Annotated in this window: 26 protein-coding genes; 9 read left to right on the top strand and 17 right to left on the bottom strand. The window is 68.8% G+C overall.

Translation table 11 applies throughout. The features are described from left to right. Window positions 1–34 precede the first annotated feature (34 nt). The 4 genes from ACAM42_RS23375 (at window position 35) to ACAM42_RS23390 (ending at window position 3177) form a co-directional block, all read left to right on the top strand. A complete protein-coding gene (locus ACAM42_RS23375) occupies window positions 35–931 on the top strand; it encodes a peptidoglycan DD-metalloendopeptidase family protein (protein ID WP_369629572.1) in 897 nt (298 codons plus the stop codon). Window positions 932–979: 48 nt separating this feature from the next. Continuing rightward, a complete protein-coding gene (locus ACAM42_RS23380; RefSeq protein ID WP_369629573.1) occupies window positions 980–1855 on the top strand; it encodes a hypothetical protein in 876 nt (291 codons plus the stop codon). A 129-nt stretch (window positions 1856–1984) separates the two neighbouring features. Beyond that, window positions 1985–2836 carry a restriction endonuclease gene (locus ACAM42_RS23385; protein ID WP_369629574.1) on the top strand — a complete coding sequence of 284 codons (852 nt, stop codon included), beginning with the start codon at window positions 1985–1987 and terminating at the stop codon, window positions 2834–2836. A gap of 14 nt (window positions 2837–2850) precedes the next feature. Beyond that, window positions 2851–3177 (top strand): hypothetical protein, encoded by a 327-nt coding sequence (locus ACAM42_RS23390; protein ID WP_369629575.1) that lies wholly within the window; start codon window positions 2851–2853, stop codon window positions 3175–3177. 17 nt (window positions 3178–3194) lie between these two features. On the opposite strand, the gene ACAM42_RS23395 is transcribed toward ACAM42_RS23390, so the two are convergent. The 3 genes from ACAM42_RS23395 to ACAM42_RS23405 form a co-directional block, all read right to left on the bottom strand. Then, on the bottom strand, window positions 3195–4130 hold the full coding sequence (locus ACAM42_RS23395; protein ID WP_095948925.1) for a succinylglutamate desuccinylase/aspartoacylase family protein: 936 nt from the start codon (window positions 4128–4130) through the stop codon (window positions 3195–3197). Window positions 4131–4243: 113 nt separating this feature from the next. Further along, a complete protein-coding gene (locus tag ACAM42_RS23400) occupies window positions 4244–5446 on the bottom strand; it encodes an ammonium transporter (RefSeq protein ID WP_369629576.1) in 1203 nt (400 codons plus the stop codon). A 173-nt stretch (window positions 5447–5619) separates the two neighbouring features. Continuing rightward, window positions 5620–6561, bottom strand: a complete 942-nt coding sequence (locus ACAM42_RS23405) for a LytTR family DNA-binding domain-containing protein (RefSeq protein ID WP_369629577.1) — start codon at window positions 6559–6561, stop codon at window positions 5620–5622. Between the two features lie 146 nt (window positions 6562–6707). Here ACAM42_RS23405 and ACAM42_RS23410 point away from each other — a divergent pair, with 146 nt between their 5' ends. Further along, the gene (locus ACAM42_RS23410) at window positions 6708–7976 is read left to right on the top strand and encodes an acyltransferase family protein (protein WP_369629578.1); all 1269 of its coding nucleotides are present in this window, start codon (window positions 6708–6710) and stop codon (window positions 7974–7976) included. On the opposite strand, the gene ACAM42_RS23415 is transcribed toward ACAM42_RS23410, so the two are convergent. Continuing rightward, window positions 7894–8340, bottom strand: a complete 447-nt coding sequence (locus tag ACAM42_RS23415; RefSeq protein WP_062476955.1) for a PaaI family thioesterase — start codon at window positions 8338–8340, stop codon at window positions 7894–7896. The genes ACAM42_RS23410 and ACAM42_RS23415 overlap by 83 nt on opposite strands. 237 nt (window positions 8341–8577) lie before the next feature. Between ACAM42_RS23415 and ACAM42_RS23420 the strand changes: the two genes are divergently transcribed. Further along, window positions 8578–10209 carry a DUF4139 domain-containing protein gene (locus tag ACAM42_RS23420; RefSeq protein ID WP_369629579.1) on the top strand — a complete coding sequence of 544 codons (1632 nt, stop codon included), beginning with the start codon at window positions 8578–8580 and terminating at the stop codon, window positions 10207–10209. Window positions 10210–10488: 279 nt separating this feature from the next. On the opposite strand, the gene ACAM42_RS23425 is transcribed toward ACAM42_RS23420, so the two are convergent. From ACAM42_RS23425 to ylqF, 7 genes are all read right to left on the bottom strand, one after another. Next, window positions 10489–12681: a TonB-dependent receptor gene (locus ACAM42_RS23425; protein WP_369629580.1), complete on the bottom strand. Its 2193-nt coding sequence runs from the start codon at window positions 12679–12681 to the stop codon at window positions 10489–10491. A 31-nt stretch (window positions 12682–12712) separates the two neighbouring features. After that, on the bottom strand, window positions 12713–14191 hold the full coding sequence (locus ACAM42_RS23430; RefSeq protein ID WP_369629581.1) for an ABC transporter permease subunit: 1479 nt from the start codon (window positions 14189–14191) through the stop codon (window positions 12713–12715). A 15-nt stretch (window positions 14192–14206) separates the two neighbouring features. Then, window positions 14207–15607, bottom strand: a complete 1401-nt coding sequence (locus ACAM42_RS23435; protein ID WP_369629582.1) for an ABC transporter permease subunit — start codon at window positions 15605–15607, stop codon at window positions 14207–14209. A gap of 4 nt (window positions 15608–15611) precedes the next feature. Beyond that, on the bottom strand, window positions 15612–16316 hold the full coding sequence (locus ACAM42_RS23440; RefSeq protein WP_369629583.1) for an ABC transporter ATP-binding protein: 705 nt from the start codon (window positions 16314–16316) through the stop codon (window positions 15612–15614). A gap of 120 nt (window positions 16317–16436) precedes the next feature. Continuing rightward, a complete protein-coding gene (gene ykgO / locus ACAM42_RS23445) occupies window positions 16437–16586 on the bottom strand; it encodes a type B 50S ribosomal protein L36 (RefSeq protein WP_013542562.1) in 150 nt (49 codons plus the stop codon). A 104-nt stretch (window positions 16587–16690) separates the two neighbouring features. Further along, complete coding sequence (locus ACAM42_RS23450) at window positions 16691–17149, bottom strand: Fur family transcriptional regulator (protein WP_369629584.1); 459 nt, start codon at window positions 17147–17149, stop codon at window positions 16691–16693. A gap of 54 nt (window positions 17150–17203) precedes the next feature. Then, window positions 17204–18181, bottom strand: a complete 978-nt coding sequence (ylqF, locus tag ACAM42_RS23455) for a ribosome biogenesis GTPase YlqF (RefSeq protein ID WP_369629585.1) — start codon at window positions 18179–18181, stop codon at window positions 17204–17206. A gap of 216 nt (window positions 18182–18397) precedes the next feature. Here ylqF and bamE point away from each other — a divergent pair, with 216 nt between their 5' ends. From bamE to ACAM42_RS23470, 3 genes are all read left to right on the top strand, one after another. After that, window positions 18398–19000 carry an outer membrane protein assembly factor BamE gene (gene bamE / locus ACAM42_RS23460; protein WP_062476980.1) on the top strand — a complete coding sequence of 201 codons (603 nt, stop codon included), beginning with the start codon at window positions 18398–18400 and terminating at the stop codon, window positions 18998–19000. A 160-nt stretch (window positions 19001–19160) separates the two neighbouring features. Next, window positions 19161–19589 carry a CBS domain-containing protein gene (locus tag ACAM42_RS23465; protein WP_070062567.1) on the top strand — a complete coding sequence of 143 codons (429 nt, stop codon included), beginning with the start codon at window positions 19161–19163 and terminating at the stop codon, window positions 19587–19589. Between the two features lie 105 nt (window positions 19590–19694). Then, entirely contained in the window at window positions 19695–20057 is a 363-nt protein-coding gene (locus tag ACAM42_RS23470; RefSeq protein ID WP_062476985.1) for an HPF/RaiA family ribosome-associated protein, read from the top strand. 12 nt (window positions 20058–20069) lie between these two features. On the opposite strand, the gene ACAM42_RS23475 is transcribed toward ACAM42_RS23470, so the two are convergent. The 6 genes from ACAM42_RS23475 to ACAM42_RS23500 all read right to left on the bottom strand — a co-directional run bounded on the left by ACAM42_RS23475 (window position 20070) and on the right by ACAM42_RS23500 (window position 24673). Continuing rightward, entirely contained in the window at window positions 20070–20531 is a 462-nt protein-coding gene (locus ACAM42_RS23475) for a MerR family transcriptional regulator (RefSeq protein WP_369629586.1), read from the bottom strand. After that, window positions 20521–20937, bottom strand: coding sequence for a nuclear transport factor 2 family protein (locus tag ACAM42_RS23480; protein ID WP_095948937.1), 417 nt, complete (start codon window positions 20935–20937; stop codon window positions 20521–20523). Before ACAM42_RS23480 ends, ACAM42_RS23475 begins: the two co-directional genes overlap by 11 nt. Window positions 20938–21041: 104 nt before the next feature. Next, on the bottom strand, window positions 21042–21968 hold the full coding sequence (locus tag ACAM42_RS23485) for an SDR family NAD(P)-dependent oxidoreductase (RefSeq protein ID WP_095948938.1): 927 nt from the start codon (window positions 21966–21968) through the stop codon (window positions 21042–21044). A gap of 122 nt (window positions 21969–22090) precedes the next feature. Beyond that, window positions 22091–22471 (bottom strand): response regulator transcription factor, encoded by a 381-nt coding sequence (locus ACAM42_RS23490; RefSeq protein ID WP_307696152.1) that lies wholly within the window; start codon window positions 22469–22471, stop codon window positions 22091–22093. Window positions 22472–22633: 162 nt separating this feature from the next. After that, a complete protein-coding gene (gene gshA, locus ACAM42_RS23495) occupies window positions 22634–24190 on the bottom strand; it encodes a glutamate--cysteine ligase (RefSeq protein ID WP_095746179.1) in 1557 nt (518 codons plus the stop codon). 165 nt (window positions 24191–24355) lie between these two features. Then, entirely contained in the window at window positions 24356–24673 is a 318-nt protein-coding gene (locus ACAM42_RS23500) for a putative quinol monooxygenase (protein WP_139706534.1), read from the bottom strand. Window positions 24674–24725: the final 52 nt, after the last annotated feature.

Genomic DNA, 24725 nt, shown 5'->3' on the forward strand with positions numbered 1-24725 from the left:
CCCTCAACTCCTCATTCGAATCCTGTCCATGCACATGACCCTTCCTCTCTCCGATCTCCCTTCTGCTGCGTTGAACCGCCGCGGCGCCGTGCTCGGCGCCCTCGGCCTGCTGGCGCTGCCTGCCGGCGCCGCAGCCCCGGCCAAGAAGAACAACAAGCCGCAGGCGCCCGATGTCTGGCCGCGCGCCTTGCTGGTGCCGGGCGGCGTCGCCCGCCTGTCGCTCGGCCCTGCGGCCACGCGCCCCAAGGCCTTCGCCGGTGATGTGCCGGTGCTGGTGCTCGGCGATCCGATCGAATGGACCGCGCTGGTCGGCATTCCGCTCGCCACCCCACCGGGCGAAGCCAGCATCAGCGTGCGCGCCGAGGGCAAGCCCGAACGCCAGATCGCCTACACCATCGCCCCGAAGCAGTACCGCGAACAACGCCTGACAGTGGCGCCGCGCACAGTCGACCTGTCGCCCGAAGACGAAGCGCGCTACACCAAGGAACGCGATCACCTGACCGGCGTGATGGCCACGCTCTCCGACCTGCGCCCCGACGCCGCGCTGCAGATGCGCGTGCCCGTGCCGGGCCGCCGCTCCAGCTCGTTCGGCCTGCGCCGTGTGTTCAACGGCCAGTCGCGCAATCCGCACAGCGGCATGGACATCGCGGCCGGCACCGGCACGCCCGTGCGCGCGCCGCTGGCCGGCAAGGTGATCGACACCGGCGACTACTTCTTCAACGGCGGCACCGTCTGGGTCGACCACGGCGGCGGCCTGCTGACGATGTACTGCCACCTGAGCCGCTGGGACGTGAAGGTGGGCGATGTGCTCAAGGCCGGTGACCCGTTGGCCGCGGTGGGCGCGACGGGACGGGTGACCGGGCCGCACTTGCATTGGGGGGTGATGCTGAACCGGACGATGGTGGACCCGGCGTTGTTCGTTGCCAGTTGAGTTGCGCGCGTGGGAACGAGCCCTCACGAGCCTCGGGGATCGCGGCGCATGACCGTCCGGACGAAATCCTTCCTCATCTGGCTTTCCGTCGTCCCTGTGCTCTCGGCCCTGTGCGTCCTTGGCCTGAACCTGTTGCCGTTGTGGTTCGTGTACCTCTTGCCCTATGCGATCGGGGTGGCCTTGCTGATGATCCTCGTGGCGATCGTGGCCGCAGGCGGTGCGACCAAGAGTCTCGGCGCGAGCTTTGGGGGCCTCGCTGCTGGCGTCGTGCTGGTGTTCGTCGCCTACGACATCGTCAAAACCGCTGATCGAGCGGATTGGAACGCTTCATACAACGAATTCCGGCAGTTCAGCCAAGTCGTGGCACGCGGGGATCGAAAGGCCACAGCAGCGGCCCTCGACGATCTCAGGCGCTTCACGCCGGCCGAAGCGCTCTGCATCCTCGGTTCCGAGAGCGGGACCGGCGGCTCAGGCTATCTCATGCCCGAGGGCCCGGACACGCAGCGCACCCGCCAGGGAAATCGCTACTTCATCTCGACGCCGCGACTTTTCGAGGTGGCCGAGATCCTCGTTTCGACGCAGCCTGCTCAGCGCGAAACGCAGGTGGCCCTTTACGACATGCTGCGGGACTTGCACCGGCGCGGCGACCCCGCGGCATTTCCGCACTGGGAACAGCTCTGGCTGCGCACAAAAGCCGCCACGGGCGGCACGGCCGGCTGGCACTTCGACGGCGCCCGTCTGAGATGGCCATCCGAGCAGTGCGGGGGAGACGACGACACGCACCTGGCCGACCTGGTCAAGGAGATCAACAAGCCACCCGAAACACCGGCAGAGTCCCGTGCCCACGAGTCCAGCAGTTCGCAAGCGCGGCAAGCCGCAGACAACGCGCTTCGCGACGCTCAGAACACCGCGGTCGCACGGTGAAGACCCAGGCGCCCGCCCCGGCTTATAAAGAGATCTTTCGAGGAGCGAGGCAAGCGACCGATGGCAAGACAGACAAGAGCCGAGCGCCGACGCGAGCGGGCGCGACAGGAACTGGCCGGCAAGGCCTGGATGGCGATCTTCGTCGGCATCCTGCTGCTGGTGGTCGCTCCCGCCTTCCTGAAAGGGCCGATCGTGGGCACGCTGGGGCCTGCGCTCCGGCCTGCCGGTTGGGTCGCACTGGCGGTCGGGGCCGTGCTGCTGGGCCTGCACTACGTCGTCCGTCGTCAAGCCGCCCCTGTGGAGATCGAGCCCACGGCAGTTCGCGCTCCCGCACGCCCCGCGCCCGCCTCGACAGCCGAGCGTCGCGAGCCCGTGCTGTCGCCCTCGCCATCGACAGCACCCCATGCGGGCCAGGAATCGCAGTGGAGCCCCGCCGTGCTCCACGCCATCGAATGGCGTCGCTTCGAGGCCTTGTGCGAAGCGCTCTACGCACAAGCCGGCTTCACCACGCGCAGCCAATCGCATGGCGCGGACGGCGGTGTCGATATCTGGCTTCAGTCCAGGCATAGTGACGTGCCCCGCATCGTCCAATGCAAGCATTGGCAGAGCAAAGCCGTGGGCGTGAAGGAGATGCGGGAGTTCTTCGGCGTGATGGCTTCGCACCAATTGAAGAGCGGCACCTACGTGACGAGCTCGACCTTCTCGGCGGAAGCGGCGGCATTTGCGAAGGCGAACGGCATCCACGCCCAGGACGGCGCGGCCCTGCTCAAGCTGATCGGCCAGCGCACGCCGGAACAACAAGCGGCACTGCTCGCCGTGGCCTACGAAGGCGAGTACTGGCGCCCCACCTGCGCGAGTTGCGGCACCAAGATGGTGGAAAAGCCATCGTCCAAGAACGACGGCAGCTTCTGGGGCTGCGCCAACTATCCGAAGTGCCGAGGCCGGACGATCCCGAAGTCGAAGACATCCGCGACGGTCTAGCCGGGAAGCGAGCCATGGCCCATCCACCGATGTTCACCGAAGCCTGCCTCGACACCTCGTTCGCACGCACCAGCGAACGCCGCGAAGCCCTCGCCTTGCTCAACACCCGCCTGCACCCCGTCCTGCAGAAAATCGTCGCCGCCGAAGTCGCCTCGGGCAACCGCGTCAATGGCGTCGGCATCGACTGGCCCGACCCGGGCTCGGTGCACGTGACGATGGGCAAACATTTCGGCGACCGCCACGCCAGCGCAGACGCCGCGTTCAGCCTCTGCAACGACCCGCACTACTGGCATGCCGACTACAGCACCGCGGACAAACCACGGCACCTGCTGATCTGCTGAACTGAGGGACGTCGGCCTCAGAGCGGCCTGGTCAGGTACACCGCCTCGCGCCCCACGATCGTTCGCTGCGCGGGCATGAAGATCGTGCAGTCGTCGCACGGCGCGCGGATTTCGTCGGGGCCGTTGGTGGCGATCAGTTCGCCCTTGGCAAAGGTCTCGAAGCCGATCAGCGGGCGCACGAAGGCGAAGTCTTCCGACTTGATGACGTGCGTCTGGAGCAGCTCGAAGCGACGCTGCTCGCCGGGCGCGGGCACGGCCGGGTCCTTGTCGATGAGGCCGAAGTGCGCCAGGAAGTCGAGCGAGATGGCGGTGGCCAGCTCGGAGGCCGAGCGCAGGAAATGCTGGCCGCACTCGGCCACCAGCGCCACGCCCTTGCCGTCGGCCCGGCCATGCTGGCCGTGCTGGATCAGCGGCGTGCCCGAGCCCAGGCCGTCGGGCATCACCAGGTGCACCGACGGGCGGCCGATGGCCATGGCGGCCTCGGCGTTGCGGTCGAAGGCCGGGTACACCCAGAACGGGATCACGGGCTGGCTCGTGGAATGGATGTCGAGGATGTGGTCGGCCGCGCTCACCACCGGGCGCAGCTCGCGGGCGCGGCGCAGCTCGGGGCTGTCCTCGCTGCCGTCGAGCCATTCGGGCGACCACACGCGGTTGAGGTTGTGCACCAACTGGCGGCTGTCGAAAGGCAGCGCCTCGTTGAAGGACTCGTAGGCCGCCACGTTGGCAAAGCTGACGGTGAGCGTGCCGATCTTCGGGCGCACGCCGGTGTCGAGCAGGTGCGTGGCGGCGGTCATGCCGCAGATCTCGTTGCCGTGCGTCAGCGCGTTGATCAGCACATGCGGGCCGGGCTTGCCGGATTCGAAGCGGTGCACGTAGTCGATGCCGACGTTGCCCTCGCGGTAGGCGGACAGGTCGCGGGGGAGGACTTCGAGGGCGGGGGGAGATTGGGTCATGGGGTGGTGAACAGGTGGGATCGGAGGCCGCCGGCAAGTTTGCTACAGCTGGCAAATTCGTGCCGTGCGCCGCAAATCCCCGGATGCGGCTCATGTCCTGAGCCGCATCGCCCTCACCAATTCACTTCGCGCTCCGGCGTCGCCGAAATATGGTGGATCGACAGGTCCGCCCCGTCGTATTCCTCTTCCTGCGACAGCCGCAACCCCATCGTCGCCTTGAGCACGCCGTACACCACCGCGCCGCCGATCAGCGCCCAGACCACGCCAAGCAAGGTGCCGATGAGCTGCGCCCACAGGCTCACGCCGCCGATGCCGCCGAGCGCCTGCGTGCCGAAGATGCCGGCCGCGATGCCGCCCCAGGTGCCGCACAGGCCGTGCAGCGGCCACACGCCGAGCACGTCGTCGATCTTCCATTTGTTCTGGGTGCGCGTGAACATGAAGACGAAGATGGCGCCGGCCACGCCGCCCGCCACGAGCGCGCCCAGCGGGTGCATGAGGTCGGAGCCGGCGCACACGGCCACGAGGCCGGCGAGCGGGCCGTTGTAGACGAAGCCGGGATCGTTCTTGCCCATGGCCAGCGCCACCAGCGTGCCGCCGACCATCGCCATCAGCGAGTTGACGGCGACCAGGCCCGAGATCTTGTCGATGCTCTGCGCGCTCATCACGTTGAAGCCGAACCAGCCCACGCACAGCACCCACGCGCCCAGCGCCAGGAACGGGATGTTCGACGGCGGGTGCGCGCTCAGCGAGCCGTCGCCGCGGTAGCGGTTGCGGCGCGCGCCCAGCAGCAGCACGGCCGGCAGCGCGAGCCAGCCGCCCACGGCGTGCACGACGACCGAGCCGGCGAAGTCGTGGAACTCGTGGCCGGTGACCGAGGCGATCCAGCCCTGGATGCCGAAGGCCTTGTTCCAGGCGATGCCCTCGTACAGCGGGTAGACGAAGCCGACGATCACCGCGGTGGCGATCAGCTGCGGCCAGAACTTGGCGCGCTCGGCGATGCCGCCCGAGATGATGGCCGGGATGGCCGCCGCGAAGGTCAGCAGGAAGAAGAACTTCACCAGCTCGTAGCCGCTTCTTGCCGACAGTTCGGTGGCGCTGACGAAGAAATGCGTGCCGTAGGCCACACCGTAGCCCACCAGGAAGTACACGATGGTCGACACCGAGAAGTCGACCAGGATCTTGACCAGCGCATTGACCTGGTTCTTCTTGCGCACGGTGCCCAGTTCCAGGAAGGCAAAGCCGGCATGCATGGCCAGGACCATGATGGCGCCGAGAAGGATGAACAGCGCGTCAGCGCCCTGTTTGAGTGCGTCCATGAGAGCTTCTTGCAGGTTTTTGGTTTGATTTGGTGCGTCGCACCCGAACGGCTCGGGGCGCCGGCGCAAGAAAGCAAAAATGGTGCCTGATGGCTCTTTGATGGTGCGAAACGACCCAAGAATGGGCCGATTTCGCGGGGTGCGCACCGGATCGGAACGCGACGCCGCAGCGATCAGCCTGCGCCGCCGCGCAGCGCGTCGCGATACCGCCGGCTGCAGGGCACGGTCGTGCCGTCGTGCATGTGCAGCCGGGCGTCGCCGCCGTCGAGCGGCTCGATCTCCTTGATGCGGCCCAGGTTCACGGCGTGGCTGCGGTGCACGCGCACGAAGGTGGCGGGGTCGAGTTGGGTCAGGAAGTCGGTGAGCGTGGCGCGCAGCAGGTAGTCGTGGCCGTTGACGTGCAGGCCGACGTAGTTGCCTTCGGCCTGCAGCCAGTCGATGTCGGTGGCGGCGATGAGGAATTCGCGGCGCAGCTTGCGCACGAGGAAGCGTTCGGGGCGGGTCGGCGGCGGCGCAACGAGTGGGAGCAACTCCTGCATCGAGGGTTGGACTCCTTCCGGTTCCGCCGAAGTCTCTGGCACCGGCGCCACGCCCTCTTCCGGCGGATCGAGCACGCGCGCCTCGCCCTGCAGCCGCAGCATGAAGAGCCGGTAGGCCCACACGCCGAAGACCATCGTGGCGTAGACGCGCACGTCCTTCAGGTACTCGTAGCCCCATCGCCCCATGGCGCCGACGAAGTCGTAGGGCTCGCCGGCGGCCGCATACACCGCGGCACGCAGCCCGAACATCGCCGCGACGTGCGCCAGGCTCAGGAGCACGCTGGCCACCAGGTGCCCCGCAAGAAAGCGCACCCAGTGGTCGCGCGCCAGCGGCGACAGCCGGCGCTCCACGGCCACCAGCACCGGCACCAGGGCCAGCAGCGCGATGTGGCTCGACACCTCCCAGGTAATGACCTCCCAGTTCGCGCGCGGCACGGCGCGGCTGCGGGCGTCGATGAGCGCGACCACGGTGCTGATCGCGGCGTGCACCGTCATCAGCACGATCCAGAAGCCGACCTCGACGTACCGCCGGATCGGTTCGTAGCGCTCGTACAGGTTCTTGTGCGGCTCGCTCATGCGGGGATTCTCGCGAACCGGGGGCCGGATTTCGTCCCCGGGGGCCACCGTTCGTCACAAATCCGGGGCGATCCGTCCCGGCGAGGGTCCGTGGGGCGGGCGCGGGGACCACGATGACCGCCGTTTCTTCATTCCGGGAGCCCGCCATGCCCTCCGATTCCGTTTCAGCCCTCACGTCGCCGCGCCGCCACGACATCGACGCCCTGCGCGCCCTCGCCTTCCTGCTCGTCATCCTCTATCACGTGGGCATGTACTACGTGGCCGACTGGCCCTGGCACCTGAAGAGCCCGCATGCGGCCGACTGGCTGCCGTGGCCGATGCGGGTGCTTAACCTGTGGCGCATGGACTTGGTGTTTCTGATCTCGGGCGTGTCGCTCGGATTTTTGAGCCGGGGCCAGGGCACCTGGGGGCTGCTGCGCAGCCGGGGTCTGCGGTTGATGCTGCCGCTAGCCTTCGGCATGGCGGTGGTCGTGCCCTACCAGGCCTATGCCGAAGGCGTGGCGCGCGGGCTGGTGGCGCCGGGCTTCGGCACCTTCCTGCTGCGCTACCTGTCGATGGGCGCGCCGTGGCCCAAGGGCGCGTTCGCGGGGGCGGAGTTCGGCATCACCTGGAACCACCTCTGGTACCTGCCCTACCTGTTTCTCTACACGGCGCTGGTCGCGTTGACGCTGCCGCTGTGGCGCTCGGCGGCCGGGCAGTGGGTGCGGCGGCGCTTCAACGGGCTGCGGGGCTGGCAGCTGCTCGTGTTGCCCGCGCTGCCGCTCGTGGCGTGGACGGTGCTGCTGGCGCGGCACTTCCCGGCCACGCACAACCTGGTGTGGGACTTCCACCTGCACAGCATCTACTTCACCGTGTTCCTCTACGGCTACTGGATGGGCGTGGACACGGGCATCTGGCGCGAACTCGAACGGCTGCGCCGCGTGTCGCTGCTGCTGGCGGCGGCGGCGATCGGCGCGTTCATCGCGCTGCGCATCGGGGCCCTTGTTCCGCCCAAGGGGCTGCTGATGGACGTGCTGCGCAATGCCTACCTGTGGCTCGCGGTCGCCACCATCCTGGGGCACGGCCACCGCTACCTGAACCGCCCCTGGCCGTGGCTGCGCTGGGCCAACGAGTCGGTCTACCCCTGGTACATGCTGCACCAGACGCTGATCGTCGCGGGCGTGGCGCTGCTTGCACCGCTCGCGCTGGGCCCGGTATGGGAGCCGATGGCGCTGGTCGCCGTGACGATCGCCGGCTGCTGGCTGCTGACCGACGGGCTGATCCGCCGCATCGGCTGGCTGCGCCCGCTGTTCGGGCTGAAGCGCAAGCCCAGGGCCGAGCCTGCGGTGGTGCCTACGCCGCCTGCTTCGGCTTCGGCGTCGTCGACGCCTCGTCCACCGGCACCAGGATGGCGTTCGCCGTCGCCACGAGCTTGAGCTTGTCTTCGCCCTGACCTTCAGGCTGTGCGAACAGCTCGGCCCCGACGAACACCTGCTTGCGCCCCGCCTTCACCACGCGCCCGCGCGCCACGAAGGCCTCGCCGATGGCGGGCGAGATGCAGTTGATGGAGAAGTGCGAAGCCAGCACGCGGCCCGCCACGGTGGCGGCCGCGAAGCCGCTCACGGTGTCGAGCAGCGCGGCGATCATGCCCGCGTGCAGGAAGCCGGTGTACTGGCCCATGTCTTCTTCGCGCCATTTCATGCGCAGTTCGGCCTGCCCGTCGGCGGCCTGGGTGACGTCGAAGCCGGCCCAGCGGTTGAAGGCGGCCGAACGGTTGATGGCCTGGATCGTGTCGAGCATGGGGGTGTCCTTTCAGAGTGAATCAATGGAGGGAAGGCGAGACCCACTCTAGGAAGCGGAGCCGCCGCGCACCGTCTCTTGGGTGACCGGTTCGCCGCCGGCAGATGCCTGCGCGACAGCGGCGCGCCCGCGTCACACCGGCGTCATGAAAAAAACTTTGCGACGCCTTAACCCCGTTCGCCCGCCCCGTCCGTAGAAGCGGAGATTCGTCACCGACTTTCTTCCGGAAGGCTTTCCATGCACACACCGTTCTCCGCCCGTCCTCTCCTGCGTGCCACCGCCCTCGCCGCCCTCTGGCTGACCGCGGGCGCGGGCGCCCATGCACAGCTGCAGGCCGATGCCTCGCGCATCACGCAGGTGAAGGTCTACCCCGGCAGCGCCACGGTGGAGCGCGTGGCGCGCGTCGCGGCGGGCAGCCGCTCGGTCACCTTCGCCTGCCTGCCGGCCGGGCTCGACGTGCAGAGCCTGCAGGTGTCGGCCGGCGCGGCGGTGCGCGTGGGCGAGACCTCGGTGCTCAGCGAGGCGCGCGAGCTCTCGGCCAACTGCGCCACCAGCGCGCTCGACGGCCGCATCCGCGAACTCGAAGACCGCAAGGCCGCGTTGCAGGCCGAGACCGATGCGCTGGGCATGGTCACGGGTTATCTCAAGGGGCTGTCGGGCGGCGAGTCGGGCCCCGGCGCGCGCGCGCCGATGGACGCGCGCAACCTCGCGGCCATGACCGACGCGATGCGCCGTTCGGGCCAGGACGCGCTGCTCAAGCAGCACCAGATCCAGCGCCAGCAGACCGACCTCGACCGCCAGCTCAAGCCGCTGCTGGCCGAGCGCGGCCGCACGCAGGGCCAGGGCGCGCAGGTGACGGCCGTCACCGTCACGCTGGCCGCCAGTGCCGACGCCGACGTGAAGCTCAGCTACCAGGTCAACGGTCCGGGCTGGACGCCCAGCTACCGCGCGCTGCTCGACACCACGACGCGCAAGGTGCGCATCGAACGCCAGGCGCTGGTGGCGCAGGCCACGGGCGAGGACTGGCGCGGCGTGAAGCTGGTGCTGTCCACCGGCCAGCCGCGCCGCGAGACCACGGGGCGCATGCCGAGCGCGTGGCGCATCGGCATCGAACCGCCGCCGCGCGCGAATGCCGAGGCGGCGTACATGGCCTCACCGATGCCTGCCGCCGCCCCGGCCGCCATTGCCGCCGACCGCAAGATGGCCATGGAGCGCGTGCGCGAGCCGCTGTTCGACGTGAGCGTGTTCGACAACAGCTTCGCCACCGAATTTGCCGTGCCGCAAAGCATCGACGTGCCTTCCAACGGCCAGCGCGTGACCCTGGCGCTGGGCCAGCATGAAGACACGGCGCAGCTCGCCGCGCGCACCAGCCCGCGCGTGGACCCGAGCGCCTTCCTGGTCGCCGAGATGGCGCAGCCCGCGGGCGTGTGGCCGGCCGGCCCGATGCAGCTGTACCGCGACGGCAACTTCGTCGGCCAGGGCCGCTGGAACGCGCCGAGCGACGCGAAGCTCACGCTCTCGTTCGGCCGCGACGAGCTGGTGCGCGTGCAGGTCGAGCCCGAGCGCGACAACCAGGGCTCGGGCGGCTTCGTCGGCTCGCGCGCCGAGCGCCAGGTGCAGCGCGCCTACGTGGTCGAGAACCGCCACCGCACACCGATCGCGGTGCAAGTGCTGGAGGCCGCGCCGGTGTCGGTCGACGAGCAGGTGCGCGTGACCACGCGCTTTGCGCCGCAGCCGGCCGATCAGGCGTGGAACAAGCAGCCGGGGCTGGCGATGTGGCGCTTCGACCTGGACGCGGGGCAGACGGCGCGCGTGTCGGCGGACTACACGATCGGGTATCCGAAGGATGCGCGGTTGCAGATGCGCTGAGGGCGTGTGTTCAGGGCGTGTGCACAGGCCACCGGGCACTTCCCTCCGCGAATGTCCCCCGGCCTGCGGCCTCCTCCTTGATTTCGCTGCGGGAAGCACCCAGCGTCCTGCGCACGGGACGCGGCGGTGGTGTGCAGCTGATCAACAAGTGCTCTGACCGCGCTCACGTCGATGGGGTGCCTTGCGCAGCGAAATCAAGGAGGAGGGGCGAAGCCCCGGGGGACATTCGCGGAGCAAGGCTCCCCGTCGGCGGGAGCGCCGCCCTGAACACTCGGCACTTCAGAAATCAAACTTCGCCGACACCTCGAAGGTCCGCCGCGGCGCCAGCAGCACCTGGCTCGCGGCGCGGCCGGTCCAGGTCGCATAGAGCCGGTCCGTCAGGTTGCGCACGCGAAAGCTCAGCAGCGCATTCTTCAGGCGGTAGCTCACGGCCGCATCGACCGTGGTGAAGCCGTTGATGCGGATCTGGTTGGCGTTGTCGGTGTACATCGGCCCCGTGTGGTTCAGCGATGCGAAGTACTCGAACTTCGAGCCGTCGGGCCGGTAGGTGGCGAAGACATTGGCCATGCGCTCGGGCACGTTCGGCGGGGTCTTGCCCACGCGCGAGACGTTGCCGGCTTCGACCAGCGTGTCGAAGCGCGCATCGAGCGCCGCGAGGTTGCCCGCCAGCGTCCATTCGCGCGTGGGCTTCCACACGGCCGACAGCTCGAGGCCGCGTGACGACTGCCGGCCGTTGTTCACCGTGGTGGCGGCGTTGTTCGGGTCGCGCGAGAGCACGTTGTCGAGTTCGATCTTGTACAGCGCGGCGGTCCACTCCAGGTTGGCCGCGGGCAGGCTCTGCTTGAAGCCCACCTCGGCCTGCTTGCCGCGCGACATCGGGAACGCGGCGTTCGAGGCCGACAGCAGGAAGAGCGATCCCACCGGCAGCGTGGCGTTGGTGTATTGCGCATACAGGCTCGACTGCGGCGACAGGTCGTACACCGCGCCGAGGCGCCCCGAGGTGGCGCGGTAGCTCGCACCGAAGCGCGTGACGCTGCCTGCGTTCAGGTCCCAGATGCGGCGGTCGACCTCGGTGCGGTCGTGGCGCAGGCCACCGACCAGCGTGAGGTCGCGCATCGGCTTGAGCGCGTCTTCCACGAAAACCGAGGCAACCTTCACGCGCGAGAAGGTGTCGGCGCGGTTGCCCGCGCCGGTGGTCAGCGCGGGGTTGTCGTCGAAGTAGCCGGTGTACGGATCGAACACGGGCACGCGCAGTTGCGCGGCGGTGGTGGCGCTGCTGTTGGAGAAGCGGCGCTGGCTGCCGAAGCGCGTCTCGCTGTACTCGCCGCCGACGACGAAGCGGTTGTCCAGGCCGGCGATCTTTCCCTTGTGCGTGGCGTCGAAGCGGTCGAGCCAGAAGTCCTGGTCGTGCGTGATGAGCGTCTGGTCGCGCGCGATGCTGGCGGGCGGCACGAAGGTGGCGCTCTCTGAGTTGCGGAACATGCGCTTCGACTGGTTGGCCGAGAACTCGTTGCGCCACGACCAGCCGCCGTCCAGTTGCCCCATGAGGCGCGCGCGCAACCAATAGGTTTCGGACGAGTTCTCGTCGTCGCGCACGTTGTAGTTGGTGCGCGCCATGCGCCGGTCGATCACACGGCCATCGGGCGTGCTGACCACGTTCGTCGGCTGCGTGGCGAAGCTGCGCGGCACGAGCGGCGTGCCCCAGTAGGCGTCGTTGTCGTCGCGCAGGTAGTCGAACGACAGGTCGAGCTTCACCGAGCCGCCCAGGTCCACCAGCAGGCCGCTCGTGAAGTGGTCGATGCGCTCGCCGTTGCGGTCGATGGTGCCCACCTTCGTGTCGTTGCGGCTGTAGTCGAGCCGGTAGGCGCTGGCCTCGCCCAGCGCGCCGCCGAAGCCGAAGGCCGCGCGCGTGGAGCCGTAGCTGCCATACGAGAGCAGCGCCTCCTTGTGCGGGTTGCTGCGGTCGGGCCGCTTGGTCACGAAGTTGACGATGCCGCCAATGGCGCCTTCGCCGTCGAGCACCGAGGCCGGGCCCTTGAGCACTTCGATGCGCTCGTAGTTCCAGGTGTCCTGCACGCGGTTGGTGACGCCCGCGCCCGAGCTGCGCACGCCGTCGTACAGGTACATGAGGCTGGTGAAGCCGCGCAGCGACAGCGTGGTCGGCGACGACGGCGGGCCGCCGCCCGAGAGGCCCGCCATGCCGCGCAGTGCCTCGCTGAAGGTGCGCGCGCCGCGCTGCTGGATCGCGTCCTGCGACAGGATCTCGACCGAGGCCGGCGTCTCGCGCACCGACAGGCCCAGACGCGAGGCCGTGCCGCTCGAATCATTGAGGTGCAGGCTGTTCGCATCGCGGCTGCCTTCGATGGTGACGGTGCCGAGTTCGGCGTTGTTGCTGCTGCTGTCTTGTGCAGAGGCGACTTGCAAGGCGGTGAAGGCGGCCAGCGCGACGGTGGTGCGGGTGAACGGGGTCATGGAACGGTGCGTGGAAGAAATGAAGAAAGCGTCAGGCCACCGAGAAGCGCCGCAGCCGCCAGGCCGCGAGCCCGAACAGCAGCAGGCTCGGCACCAGCAGTTGCAGCACGGCCAGCGCGGCCTGCCCGCGCACGAGCTCGGCGGGCTCCTCGTGCCAGGCGAAGGTGGGCATGCGGTCGAAGTCGGCCGGGGCGAGCGCATCGCGCGCGTCGATGCGCGGGAAGAAGAAGGCCTTCCAGGCCTCGTGGTGCGCCACGGTCTGCGCGTCGAAGCGCGCATGGCGGCGCGCGCCGTTGCCGGCCAGCGCAGTCATGCCTTCGTAGGCCACGGCCGCCGGCGACACGGCGCCGAAGCGGCCCACCAGCGCCTGCTGCGTCGCCTGCTGTGCGTCGAAGCGCGCGAGCGCGGGACGGATCGCTTCGTCGACCTCGCGCTGGATGCGGTAGTTGGCCAGCGAGCGGCCGGCGATCTCGATCTTGCCGTCGCGCGGCACGAGGATGGCACCCTGCCCCACGTGCTGGTACTCGGTGCCCAGCAGGTCCTGGTAGCGCTTCATCGCCTCGGCCGTGACCACGCGCTGGCGCGTGGCCAGCTCGGTGCGCGACGGTGCGGGCGCGGCCTGCGTGACGGCCAGGTTGAGCAGCACCGGCGCCACGAGCACCAGCAGCACCCAGGCGATGACGAGCACCATCGCGTTCGTCGCCGACGAGGCGCCGAAGGCATTGACCGCCACCACCAGCGCGAACCAGAACAGCGCGTAGGCGCCGACCAGCAGCGCCCACCACAGCGTGGCGCTGCCCGCGCCGCCGGCGGTGAGCCCCGCATGGCGCGCGATCCACAGCACCGCCACCGGCAGCAGCACGGCCGGCCCCAGCAGCACGGCCGCGCGCACCGTGAGCTTGCCTGCGAGCAGCGTGCGCAAGCGCAGCGGTTGCGACAGCAGCAGGCGCAAGGTGCCGTTCTCGCGCTCGGCCGACAGCAGGTTGTAGCTGAGCGCGAAGATGAGCAGCGGCAGCAGGTAGACGATGACGAAGGCCAGGTCGAAATGCCCGCTCAGCAGGTGCCACGGGTTCTCGATGTCGCTCGGGTTCATGAACACGACGCGGCTCTGGTTCGTGACCTGGTACTGGCTCGGGAACAGGTCGCTCTGCCCCAGCGCGACCGGGCCCAGCGGCGCGGTCGGCAGCAGCACGTGCTGGCCGCCGTAGCCGCTGGCCATGCGCGAAGGGTCGGCCGGATTCTCGAAGGGTGTGGGCTGCGCGGTGCCGGCCAGGATGGCTTCGAGCAAGGTGCGCTGCGCGGTGCGGGTGTCGCGGTCGGCTTGCGCCACGGCCGCCTGCGCGCGGTCGCGCTGGGCGGTCTGCAGCAGGCCGTTGCCCAACGCATAGGCCACGAGCAAAAGGAACAATGCGCCGACGACCCAAAGCCCGCGCTCGGCGAGCATCAAACGGACTTCCTGGCGCATCACGGCCAGCAGGCGGCGGCCTTGGGGAGGATGGATGGAGGACATGGGTGGCATCCCCTCTCAGAGCGCGCGCTGGCGCAAGGTGGCAAAGGCCGCGAAGGCCGCCGCGAGCAGCAGGCCGACGCACAGCACGAGGAAGCTGCGCGCCTGGTGTCGCAGCGCCCACCCTGCGCCCGGCGGGTGGTAGTCGAAGGGCGGCACGGTGGCCCAGAGCTCGGGCGTGGCCTGGTAGGAGAAGTGGCGGTCGCCGAGCGGATCGGCATGCGCCACGAGGTCCTTGCTCATCAGGTCCTGGATGTTGCGGCGGTGCAGTTCGGCCGCCGTGGTGAAGCGCCGGTGGTGCGAGAAGTCGGTGCCCGCCATGCCCATCGAGAAGCTGCGCACCGCGAGCAGCGGCAGCAGCAGGCCGCTCCATTCCTGCACTTTCTGCTGCTGTTCCCAGGTGTCCCACAAGCGGCCGTAGTGGCGGTCGTACACGGGGTACGAGGCCTGGTCGTCCAGGCGCAGCGCGATGCCCCACTTGCTCAGCGGCACGTCGCGCCCCCAGCGCTCGGTGGTGCCGAAGTTCTGCTGCCAGACCTGGTTCGACACGGCCTTGAGCTCCGCGCCCAGCGCCTGGTTGAACGCCAGCCGCGTCGGGCTCGGGAACCACGTGCGCGAGAGTTCGGAGAGCACGCGCGGCGCCATCACGGCCTGCCCGATCCACAGCGCGAGCAGCACGGTGATCGCCATGCGCGAGGTCGACGACAGCGCCGACACGCCCAGCACCAGGCACACGAAGATGCCGAGGTAGACCGCGTAGCCCAGCGACCACGCGCCCAGCCGCAGCAGCGCATCGATGCGCCCGCCCGGCTCCGCGCCCACCGCCACGGCCACGGCCGCGACCAGCGCCGCCGGCATCAGCAGCACCGCGAGCAGCGCCGACAGCGCGAGCGCCTTGCCGGCCAGCAGGCGCAGCGGGGCCACGCCCAGGCTCAGCGTCTGGCGCAGGATGCCCTGCTCGCGCTCGCCCGCGAAGGCGTTGAAGCCCAGCACGATCACCAGCAGCGGACCGAGCACCTGCAGGATCCAGCCCACCGACAGGTTGCCGAAGCGCTGCAGGCCGGTCGCGTCCTGCGCGGCGTTGAACTTGACCTCGCTCTGGCGGTGCGCCTGCAGCCACACGGTGCTGCCGATGTAGGGGTTGATGCCCGCGTCGACCATCGACAGCGGCGGCTCGGGTTTGAAGGCGTGCATGCCCTGGTGCGCGGCGTCGTGCGGATGGCGCTTGTCCTGGTGCAGCCAGTCGCGGTAGTCCATGGCCTGCGCGGCCACCTGCTCGGCATGCGCGCCGCGCTGGTGCGCCCAGCCGACGGCCAGCGCGGTGAAGAGCAGCACGGCCACGAGACCGCCGGCCCAGTACAGGCGGCCGTCGCGCAGGCGTTCGGTGAATTCGCGTCGGGCGATCCAGCGCATCGTCATCGGGTCAGCCCCTCATGTGTTGCAGGTAGAGGGACTGCAGGTCGGTCTGGCCGATCTGCGCGCCGTCGAGACTCTCGACCAGCCGCCCGCGCTTCATGATCCCGACGCGCGTGGCGGTCTGCTGCGCATGGAACAGGTCGTGCGTGGTGGTGAGCACGGCCACGCCGCGATCGGCCGCGCGGCGCAGCAGGTCGGAGAACTCGGCCGCGGCATGCGGGTCGAGCCCCGAGGTGGGCTCGTCAAGCAGCAGCGCCTTGGCCTCTTTGGCCAGCGCCACCGCGATCCACACCTTCTGGCGCATGCCCTTCGAATACATGCTGACGCGCTTGTCGGCGGCCGCGTGGTCGAGCCCCACCTCGGTCATCAGCGCGAGCAGGCGTTCGCGCGGCAGCTCGTGGCCCAGCGCCAGGCCGGCGAAAAAGCGCAGGTTTTCCAGGCCCGAGAGCGTGCCGTACAGCGTGACCTGCTCGGGGATGTACGCCACGTCCTGCTTGGTCGCGACCGGGTGGCGCGTGACGTCGGTGCCGTTGATCTGCACCGTGCCGTCGGTCGGCGCGATGAAGTTCAGGAACAGGTTGATGGTCGTCGTCTTGCCCGCGCCGTTGGCACCCAGCAGGCAGTAGATGTCGCCGCCGCGGATGTCGAGGTCGAGGCGGTCGAGCGCGGTGTGCGCGCCGTAGCGTTTGGTGAGGCCGGTAGCTCGGAGCATGGCGGAGGGATTCCGATGGAAGGAAGAAGGAAAGGAAAGACGCGCGCAGGCACGCCCCGGCGTGGGCACGCCGATGCGGTCATCGAGGGGGAATGAAGGCGGCAGCGGTGCCGCCGCGCGTCAGCGCTTGTTCTTGTTTTTCGCGCCGCCCTGCCGCGCCTTGAAGCGCGGGTTGGACTTGCAGATGACGTAGGTGCGGCCGCGCCGCGTCACCACCTGGCAATCGCGGTGACGCTTCTTGGCTTCCTTGAGCGAGGACAGGACTTGCATGGACGTGGCCGGGGAGTTCGTTCGGACACGCGAATATACGTTATTGCGAATTAATTCTCAATAACCTTGTTGACCTTTCCCCGGCATCCGGGGCCCCGCCCTCGTCAATGCGGCGGGTGCGCCTTCGGTGCTTTCGCGCCGGCGTCGACGCAGGCCGCGCACAGGCCATGCAGCGTGACTTCGTGGTGCGTCACCTGGAAGCCCTTGGGGGCCAGGTCGTGCATCGGCCCCGGGCACGCGTGCAGCAGGAACACCTGGCCGCAGTGCGAGCAATGGAAGTAGTGATGGTGGTGGTGCCCTGCATCGCCACCGGCGCCGTGCGAAGGGTGGTCGTGCGGGTCGGCCTTGCAGGCCACTTCGTAGCGCGCCGGTTCGCCCGGCAGCTCGACCTTGGCGATCTCGCCGTCGGCCAGCAGCAGCGAGACCTGGCGGTACACCGTCGACAGGCTGATCTCGGGCACGATGGCCCGTGCATGCTCGAGGATTTCGGGGGCGGTCAGCACGCGGCCGGCGTCGCTGAAGGCGGAGAAAACGGCGTTGCGCTGGCGCGTGAGACGTTGCATCTCTCGATGATAGGGGCGGCCCGCGCGGCGTTCAGCGCGGCGCGCGCAAGACCTTCACGCGTCGGCCGTCGGGCCGCTGTCTGACTCGGGCGCCTCGGGCTTGGCCTTGCCCTTCTTGCCGCGCGCCGCCTTCTTCGCGGCGCGCTCGGCGTCGGCGCGCTGGCCGGCGGCCAGCCACTGCGCGAACTCTTCGGGCGTCTCGAGCGTGATGCGCCCCAGGTTGCCGGCGCGGAACTCGTGCATCACGATCTCGGCCGCCTTCTGCAGGTTGACCTTGCCCTTGCCCAGCAGCGCGCCGCGCTTGCGGCCGATGGTGTCGAGGACGTCTTCGTCCTTCATGCCGCCCAGGGTGGCGGCATCGAGCTCGACGAGCTTGAAGCGCGCGACGATGCCCTCGGCGTAGTTCGCCTTGAGGTAGTCCAGCAGCTCCAGCGCCACCTCTTCTTCATCGAAAGCGTTGCGCCCCACCGCGCCGCTGGCCGCGAGGTTGTAGCCGCTCTTGGGCACGATGATGCGCGGCCACAGCATGCCGGGCGTGTCCCACAGGTAGAAGTCGTCGGCCAGCGTGATGCGCTGCTCGAGCTTGGTGATGCCGGCCTCGTCGCCGGTCTTGGCCTTGCGCCCGCCCGTGAGCGTGTTGATGAGGGTCGACTTGCCCACGTTGGGAATGCCGCAGATCAGCACGCGCATCGGCTTGGCCATGCCGCCGCGGTTGGGCGACAGCTCGTGGCAGGCGCGCACGATGCGCTGCGCGGGCATGGTCAGGCTGGCGTCGAGCGCAATGGCGCGGGTGTCGGGCAGCGCGTTGTAGTGCGCCAGCCAGGCCTCGGTGCGCACGGGGTCGGCCAGGTCCTGCTTGTTGAGCACCTTCAGCGTGGGCCGCCCGGCCGTGAGCTCGGCCAGCATCGGGTTGGCGCTGGAGCCGGGCAGGCGCGCGTCGAGCAGTTCGATCACCACGTCGATGTCCTTCACCCGTTCGGTGATGGCCTTCTGGGTCGAATACATGTGACCGGGGAACCACTGGATCGCCATCGATGGATGCTCTTTCTTTCGCGCTGTCTGGAAGGGGACCGGCCTCGCAGGCCGGGTGCGCATTGTGAACCGGGAAACGGACCGATTCCTCGTTGCTGCGCTTTTGATAGCACCAACTGGCGTATTCACTGGCTTGTTGGCCGCCAGATCACCCCTAGAATCCGCGCGCTGCGCCCGCAGCCGTTTCAAAAAGTCACACCGAGGGAGATCCTTTTCATGGTCCAGCGCCTTGCCGCCGCCGCCCTGCTCGCGGCCACCACCATCCTGTCCGCCACCGCGGTGCACGCCCAGCGCCCGTCGCCCCCGCCCGGTCCGCTGACCGACGGTTTCCTGTGCTGCAACATGCGCACCTACGGCGACTCGATCAGCGACATCAACTACGACGAGCAGGGCACGAGCATCGTCCCCGTGGGCACGCCGGCGCGCATCACGGCCTACGACTTCCGCTTCTTCAACCTCGATCTCGCGGGCAAGCCCCAGCGCATCAAGAACGACTACAGCCGCAACATCACGCTGATCGACTTCGCCAAGCGCTACGTGGTCACCGAAGACCCCAAGCGCAAGATCGCAAGCTTTCCGCCCGCGGTGGGCGCCGCCATCCTCGCGGGCAAGGTGATGCCGGGCATGACGCGCGAACAGGTGCTGATGGCGCTGGGCTACCCGGTGGCCAGCGAGAACCCGAGCCTGGACGCGCCGGTGTGGCGCTACTGGCGCGACAGCTGGTCGGAGTTCCAGGTGAACTTCGACGCGCAGGGCCTCGTGAAGGACGTCGCGGGCAATGCCGTGGCGCTGAGCCGCGTGCTCGCCGCCGCGCCCTGAGCACCCTTGATCATCCCCGGGTTCGTGTGCGCGGCATGACACGCGCAACACCCGGGAGGGTTTTGCATCGCGAAGGGCGATTCCGCCCCTATGATTTGTCCGAAGCACGGCGCCGCCACGTGCGTCGGCCGGATCGAAACCCCTGAATGGAGTGCCCGCGATGAAACCCGTCTCCGAACTGCTCAAGCGCCACGATTCCGCCGCCTGGCGCACCTCGCCCGACACCAGCGTGTTCGACGCGCTGGCCACGCTGGCGCATTTCGAAGTGGGCGCGCTCATGGTGATGGACGGCGAAAAGCTCGTGGGCTTTTTGTCCGAGCGCGACTACACCCGCAAGGTGGCGCTGCAGGGCAAGAACTCCAAGGAGATGAAGGTCGCCGAGATCATGACGCCCGACGTGATGACCGTCACCCCGCAGACCCGCACCCGCGCCTGCATGGCGCTCATGAGCCAGCGCAAGTTCCGCCACCTGCCCGTGGTCGACGGCGACAAGGTGGTCGGCATGATCTCCATTCAAGACCTGATGGACGACATCATTTCCGAGCACGAGCAGACCATCACCCAGCTGACCAGTTACATCCAGAGCTGAGCACGCGGCCATGCCCCGGCAAAAAGGGGCAACACACCTACGCGCAGGGGCACTCTTTCGGGTGCACAGTGAAGGCTCGTTCACCATCCAGCAGGGACATACGCAATGCAGATCCAGGTCAACACGAGCAATGGCATCACCAACAAGGACACGCTGGAGCGCTGGGCAGACACCGAGATCAAGCAGCACCTGAGCCGTTTCGTCGAAGACGTGACGCGCGTCGAGGTGCACCTGAGCGACGAGAACCACGACAAGGCCGGCGGCGGCGACAAGTGCTGCGTGATGGAAGCACGCCTGGCGCACCACCAGCCGCTCGCGGTGACACAGCACGCCACCAGCCTCGACGAGGCCTTCCGCGGCGCCGCCGACAAGCTCAAGCGCCTGCTCGACAACACGCTGGGCCGCCTCAACAACCACCGCGCCCGCGACTCGATCCGCCGCGACGGCGAGGGCTTCGTCGCCGAGTAGTCGAGTCGAAGCTCAGCGCGCCGGCTTGCGCTTCGGCGCGGGCAGGCGCTGCGGCGTTTCCACCGGAATGAGCGGCGGGCGCCGCCCGTCGGCCATCCAGGCGTCGTAGAAATCGATCTTGCGATCGACCAGCGACAGCGCCTGCTGCCAGTCGGCGATCGTCTGGTGCACGCGCGCGCGGTGCGCCTGGAGCAGGTCGCGCCGCTGGCGCAGCGTGGCCTTGCCCTGCAATGCGAGCGCCGTGTAGTCGCGCATCTCGGCGATCGACATGCCGGTGCGGCGCAGCCGGTCCATCAGGTCGAGCCAGCCCACATGCAGTTCGCCGTACACGCGCCGCCCGCCCGCATCGCGCGCCACGCCGGGCACGAGGCCCTGCGATTCGTACCAGCGGATGGCGTGCACCGTGCGGCCCGTGCGCGCGGCCAGTTCGCCGATGTGGAACGACGGCGTGGCAGTGCTGGCGTCAACCGGCATGGGCGGTCGGCGCGTCAAGCGCCCGCTCGACCAGCGCGGTGTCGAAGTACTCGGTCAATGTCTTCACCTGGCCTCCTTCGAGTCGGTAGACGTAGCAATAGCGGTTGTTGTAGCGCTTGCCGGCCTTGGTGGGCACGTCGCCGCTGAACAGCACCACCACGCGGTCGCCTTCCGCAATGATGCATTCGGTCTTGCTCACATAGGGCCCGGCGAACTGCCCGAACAGCGGCTTGATCAGCTCCTCGCGGATCGCCTGCTTGCCCTGGTAGGTGCGCGACCAGGGCGTGCTGCCTTCCAGCGTCCAGCTGGCGTCGTCGGCCAGGCTGTCGATGAAGGCCTGGCCGTTGCCCTTGTCCAGCTCCGCGTGGATGCGCTGGACCAGGGCCTTGTTGTCGATCGTGTGCATGGCGTGATTTCCTTGGATGAATGAAGACACCGGACATCCGGTGAATTCATTGGAAATGCTCGAGTGCGCTCGAAGTCAAGCGCCATGCACCGCGTGACGAAGGTTCAGCCCCGGCCGGCGTTCGCCTGGCCCTTGGCGACTTCGTTCGCGCCCTGGGCGGCGCCGCTTTGCGGCACGGCCTCGCCCTCGCGCGCCGTCACTTCCGACAGGCGCGCGGCCAGCTGCTCGGGCGTGTCGGCGGCAATGCCCAGCCAGGCGCCCTGCGTCAGCGTGATGTGGGCGGCCTCGAAGGTGCCGGCGCCGGCGCAGAGGATGGTGCGGTTGGGCGCGTCCTGCGCGGCCAGCACCAGCATCGCGGGCACCACGGCCTCGGGGCGGAAGGCCTCGAGCATGTCCTTGGGGAACAGGTCTTCCGTCATGCGCGTGGCGGCGGTGGGCGCCAGGCAGTTCACGCGGATGTCGTTCTTGGCGCCTTCGATGCTCAGCGTTTGCATGAGGCCCACCAGCGCCAGCTTGGCGGCGCCGTAGTTGCTCTGGCCGAAGTTGCCGTACAGGCCCGACGACGAGGTGGTCATCACGATGCGGCCGTACTTCTGCTCGTTCATGAGCGCCCAGACGGCCTTGGTGCAGTTCACGGCGCCCATCAGGTGCACATCGACCACGAGCTTGAAGTCGTCCAGTTCCATCTTGGCGAAGCTCTTGTCGCGCAGGATGCCGGCGTTGTTCACCAGGATGTCGACGCGGCCCCAGGCGTCGACCGCCTGCTTGACCATGGCCTGCACGGCCTCGAAGTCGGTCACCGAGGCGCCGTTGGCAATGGCTTCGCCGCCGGCCGCCTTGATCTCGTCGACCACCGCCTGCGCGGCGCTGACCGAGCCGCCCGAGCCGTCGCGCGCGCCGCCCAGGTCGTTGACCACCACCTTGGCGCCGCGCGCCGCCAAGGCCAGCGCATGCTGGCGGCCCAGGCCGCCGCCCGCGCCGGTCACGATGGCCACGCGGCCCTGGAAGTCGATGGAGGTGCTGTTGCTCATGAGGTCTCTGCTCGCTGTCTGAACTGTGTGGGTCGGGGTTGGTGAGGGTTGCCAATTGACAACAACCCAACGTTTTACCTCAGTTCCCCGCCCCGTTCGCCGCCGGGCGCCCCCGGCGGGAGTCACCCATGCGACGGCTGGACCGTGGCGCAGTACGCCACCAGCTGGTCGAGTTCGGCCGATTTGTCGAAGAAGGCATCGGCGCCCAGTTGCTGGGAGCGCAGGCGCATGTCGGCGGTGGCGTAGTTGCTGAGCACCACCACCTTCTGGTGCGGCGAGCGCTGGCGGCAGGCGTTCAGCACGGCCAGGCCGTTGCCGCGCTGCAGGAACAGGTCGACGATGGCCAGGTCCCAGTCGCTCTTGTGGTCGCGCAGCCATTCGAGCGCTTCGTCGGCGGTGCTGGCCGAGGCGATCACGTGCGCATCGACCACGTCCTCGAGAAAGTCGACCAGGTTCTCGCGGATCACCGGACTGTCCTCGACCAGGTAGGCATGAAGCGTCATGGTGGGTGTCTCGGGTCCGGAACTGGGCAGCGCATGACACCATCTTCCGGGCTGGCCGCCGCGCCACGGTGAGCCGGACAGGTCAATGGCTGTAGGCCATCGGCCAGCGGCGCTGTCGGCATGCGCCGGCCGGCGCCGCCGTGGCACCGCCGTGAGGATGCTTCAGGCTGCGACCGGCAGGCGGCCGGGGGCCATGCCCAGGCGCGCCGGCGAGACGTACTGCTCGCGGTAGATCTCGAAGGGCATGGTGTCGGCCGCCTCGATGCGCTTTTGCGCCTGGATCGACTCGGCCGTCATCTGCTCGAACCCGGCCTGCTGCGCGGCCGAGAACGGCAGCGCCAGCAGCGCGGCGCGGGTCTGCTCCGACTGGGCGCGCACGAAGCCGACGAAGGAGTTGCCGTGCTGCTGCTCGATGGCCGCGAGCACGCGGGCAGAAGGCAGGCTGTCGGGGTTCTCGAGGCCGGCCTTGGCGGCGCGCACGGCATCGACGTGCTGCGTGCCGCCCTGCGCCGCGTCGAGCGCGGCGGCAATCGGCAGGCACTGCTCGACCAGCTCCAGGCCCCAGTCGGTGAGCGCGACCTCGCGCCCGTCGCGGCGCAGCTTCAGCCCCGGCTCGCGGCCGCGCGCGGCCGTGAGGTGCTGGTTCTGCGCCAGGTCGGCGATTTCTTGCGGCGTGTCGTCGGGGCTGTCGTTCAGCAGGCAGTGCAGCAGGAACACGTCGATGAAGCGCATGGTCTGCGCGTTGATGCCGACGGTCTCGAAGGGGTCGAGGTCCATCAGGCGCACCTCGACGTACTCCACGCCGCGCTCGCGCAGCGCATGCAGCGGGCGCTCGCCGGAGTGGATCACGCGCTTGGGGCGGATGGTGCCGTAGAACTCGTTCTCGATCTGCAGCAGGCTGGTGCCCAGCTGGTTGTAGTCGCCGCCCAGGTTGCGGATGCCGATGGCCTCGTAGGCCGGCCACGGGCGCGTGAGCGCGTCCTGCAGCGAGGCGCCGTAGCCCTCCAGGCTGTTGTAGCTCACGGCCAGCGAGGCCTGCGCCTCGCTCTGGTAGCCCAGGCGGCCCATGCGCAGCGAGGTGCCGTGCGGCATGTACATGCTGCCGTCGCCCAGCGGCTGCAGCTCGTGCGGGCGGCCCGCGACAAAGCTCGAACACAGGGCCGGCGAGGCGCCGAACAGGTACAGCAGCAGGAAGGCCTGGCGGCGGAAATTGCGGATCAGCGCGAAGTACTCTTCGCTCGACACCTCCGGCAGCGACCAGTTGTAGTGAATGCCCGAAATGGTCTGCATGCGGCGGCCATAGCGATGGCTCAGGCCCATGCGGTACACGCTCTTGGCGCGGCCGACGTTCGACGAGCCGTAGCGGCCGATCGGAATGGTCTCGTCGGTCGGCAGGCCGCAGGGCATGCTCGACACCCACAGGCGCTCGTCGCCGAGCTGGTCGAGCACGCGGTAGGTGAACTGGTGCACCCGCGTGAGCTCTTCGAGCGCCGACTCCACGCCCGCGTGCACGCCCGTGATGAGTTCGAGCTGCGATTCGCTGAAGTCGGTCGTGATGTGCGGATGCGTGAGCGCCGAGCCCAGCGCCAGCGGATGCGGCGTGAGGGCCAGCTTGCCGTCGGGCAATGCGCGCAGGCTTTCCTTCTCGATGCCGCGACGCATTCCCTTCAATCGCGCGGCCGGGAGTGCACCCAGCCTCTCCTGCAATCTGTTGCTCATGTTCTTATGACCCATCAATCTTCTGTGGGGCTGGAAGGTAGCACGGGCGGACAGGCACTGCTGAAGCAGGGAATCCCGCATCCGGCTATGCTGTTTTTTGCTACTTTTTTCATAGCTACCCTCTCAAATACCACCGGCCTTGCGGCGCGCAGCGGGGTTCGAAATTCAGGCCTTGGGGCGGCCCGCCGCGAGGTCGATCTCTTCCGACTGGTAGACATGGATCGACGGCACCCCGTCGGCCATGGCCGCGAGCGCCTTGCCGAAAGCGCGCGACGCGTCGACGCGAAAGTGCGCCTGCAGCGCCGCCATGTCGCTCCATCGCTCCACGAAGGTGAGCTGCAGCGGGTCTTGCACGTCGGTCGTGACGTCATGCGAGATGCAGCCGGGCTCGGCGCGCGAGCGCAGCACGTGTTCCACGCTGATGGCCAGCATCGCCTGCAGGGTGTCGGCCTTTGCCAGCGCGTGTCCGATGACCAGGATCATGGGGGCTCCTTCTGTGCGTTCTTTCGGGGTGACAGGATCAGGATGGATGCGC

Source organism: Variovorax sp. V35, from assembly GCF_041154465.1.
Classification (GTDB): Bacteria; Pseudomonadota; Gammaproteobacteria; order Burkholderiales; family Burkholderiaceae_C; genus Variovorax; species Variovorax boronicumulans.

Bases quoted from the DNA above. Each gene is read 5' to 3' on its own strand.
- ACAM42_RS23375 (WP_369629572.1), top strand. From the start codon at position 35: ATGACCCTTCCTCTCTCCGATCTCCCTTCTGCTGCGTTGAACCGCCGC.
- ACAM42_RS23380 (WP_369629573.1), top strand. From the start codon at position 980: ATGACCGTCCGGACGAAATCCTTCCTCATCTGGCTTTCCGTCGTCCCT.
- ACAM42_RS23385 (WP_369629574.1), top strand. From the start codon at position 1,985: ATGGCGATCTTCGTCGGCATCCTGCTGCTGGTGGTCGCTCCCGCCTTC.
- ACAM42_RS23390 (WP_369629575.1), top strand. From the start codon at position 2,851: ATGGCCCATCCACCGATGTTCACCGAAGCCTGCCTCGACACCTCGTTC.
- ACAM42_RS23395 (WP_095948925.1), bottom strand. From the start codon at position 4,130: ATGACCCAATCTCCCCCCGCCCTCGAAGTCCTCCCCCGCGACCTGTCC.
- ACAM42_RS23400 (WP_369629576.1), bottom strand. From the start codon at position 5,446: ATGGACGCACTCAAACAGGGCGCTGACGCGCTGTTCATCCTTCTCGGC.
- ACAM42_RS23405 (WP_369629577.1), bottom strand. From the start codon at position 6,561: ATGAGCGAGCCGCACAAGAACCTGTACGAGCGCTACGAACCGATCCGG.
- ACAM42_RS23410 (WP_369629578.1), top strand. From the start codon at position 6,708: ATGCCCTCCGATTCCGTTTCAGCCCTCACGTCGCCGCGCCGCCACGAC.
- ACAM42_RS23415 (WP_062476955.1), bottom strand. From the start codon at position 8,340: ATGCTCGACACGATCCAGGCCATCAACCGTTCGGCCGCCTTCAACCGC.
- ACAM42_RS23420 (WP_369629579.1), top strand. From the start codon at position 8,578: ATGCACACACCGTTCTCCGCCCGTCCTCTCCTGCGTGCCACCGCCCTC.
- ACAM42_RS23425 (WP_369629580.1), bottom strand. From the start codon at position 12,681: ATGACCCCGTTCACCCGCACCACCGTCGCGCTGGCCGCCTTCACCGCC.
- ACAM42_RS23430 (WP_369629581.1), bottom strand. From the start codon at position 14,191: ATGTCCTCCATCCATCCTCCCCAAGGCCGCCGCCTGCTGGCCGTGATG.
- ACAM42_RS23435 (WP_369629582.1), bottom strand. From the start codon at position 15,607: ATGACGATGCGCTGGATCGCCCGACGCGAATTCACCGAACGCCTGCGC.
- ACAM42_RS23440 (WP_369629583.1), bottom strand. From the start codon at position 16,316: ATGCTCCGAGCTACCGGCCTCACCAAACGCTACGGCGCGCACACCGCG.
- ykgO (WP_013542562.1), bottom strand. From the start codon at position 16,586: ATGCAAGTCCTGTCCTCGCTCAAGGAAGCCAAGAAGCGTCACCGCGAT.
- ACAM42_RS23450 (WP_369629584.1), bottom strand. From the start codon at position 17,149: ATGCAACGTCTCACGCGCCAGCGCAACGCCGTTTTCTCCGCCTTCAGC.
- ylqF (WP_369629585.1), bottom strand. From the start codon at position 18,181: ATGGCGATCCAGTGGTTCCCCGGTCACATGTATTCGACCCAGAAGGCC.
- bamE (WP_062476980.1), top strand. From the start codon at position 18,398: ATGGTCCAGCGCCTTGCCGCCGCCGCCCTGCTCGCGGCCACCACCATC.
- ACAM42_RS23465 (WP_070062567.1), top strand. From the start codon at position 19,161: ATGAAACCCGTCTCCGAACTGCTCAAGCGCCACGATTCCGCCGCCTGG.
- ACAM42_RS23470 (WP_062476985.1), top strand. From the start codon at position 19,695: ATGCAGATCCAGGTCAACACGAGCAATGGCATCACCAACAAGGACACG.
- ACAM42_RS23475 (WP_369629586.1), bottom strand. From the start codon at position 20,531: ATGCCGGTTGACGCCAGCACTGCCACGCCGTCGTTCCACATCGGCGAA.
- ACAM42_RS23480 (WP_095948937.1), bottom strand. From the start codon at position 20,937: ATGCACACGATCGACAACAAGGCCCTGGTCCAGCGCATCCACGCGGAG.
- ACAM42_RS23485 (WP_095948938.1), bottom strand. From the start codon at position 21,968: ATGAGCAACAGCACCTCCATCGACTTCCAGGGCCGCGTGGCCATCGTG.
- ACAM42_RS23490 (WP_307696152.1), bottom strand. From the start codon at position 22,471: ATGACGCTTCATGCCTACCTGGTCGAGGACAGTCCGGTGATCCGCGAG.
- gshA (WP_095746179.1), bottom strand. From the start codon at position 24,190: ATGAGCAACAGATTGCAGGAGAGGCTGGGTGCACTCCCGGCCGCGCGA.
- ACAM42_RS23500 (WP_139706534.1), bottom strand. From the start codon at position 24,673: ATGATCCTGGTCATCGGACACGCGCTGGCAAAGGCCGACACCCTGCAG.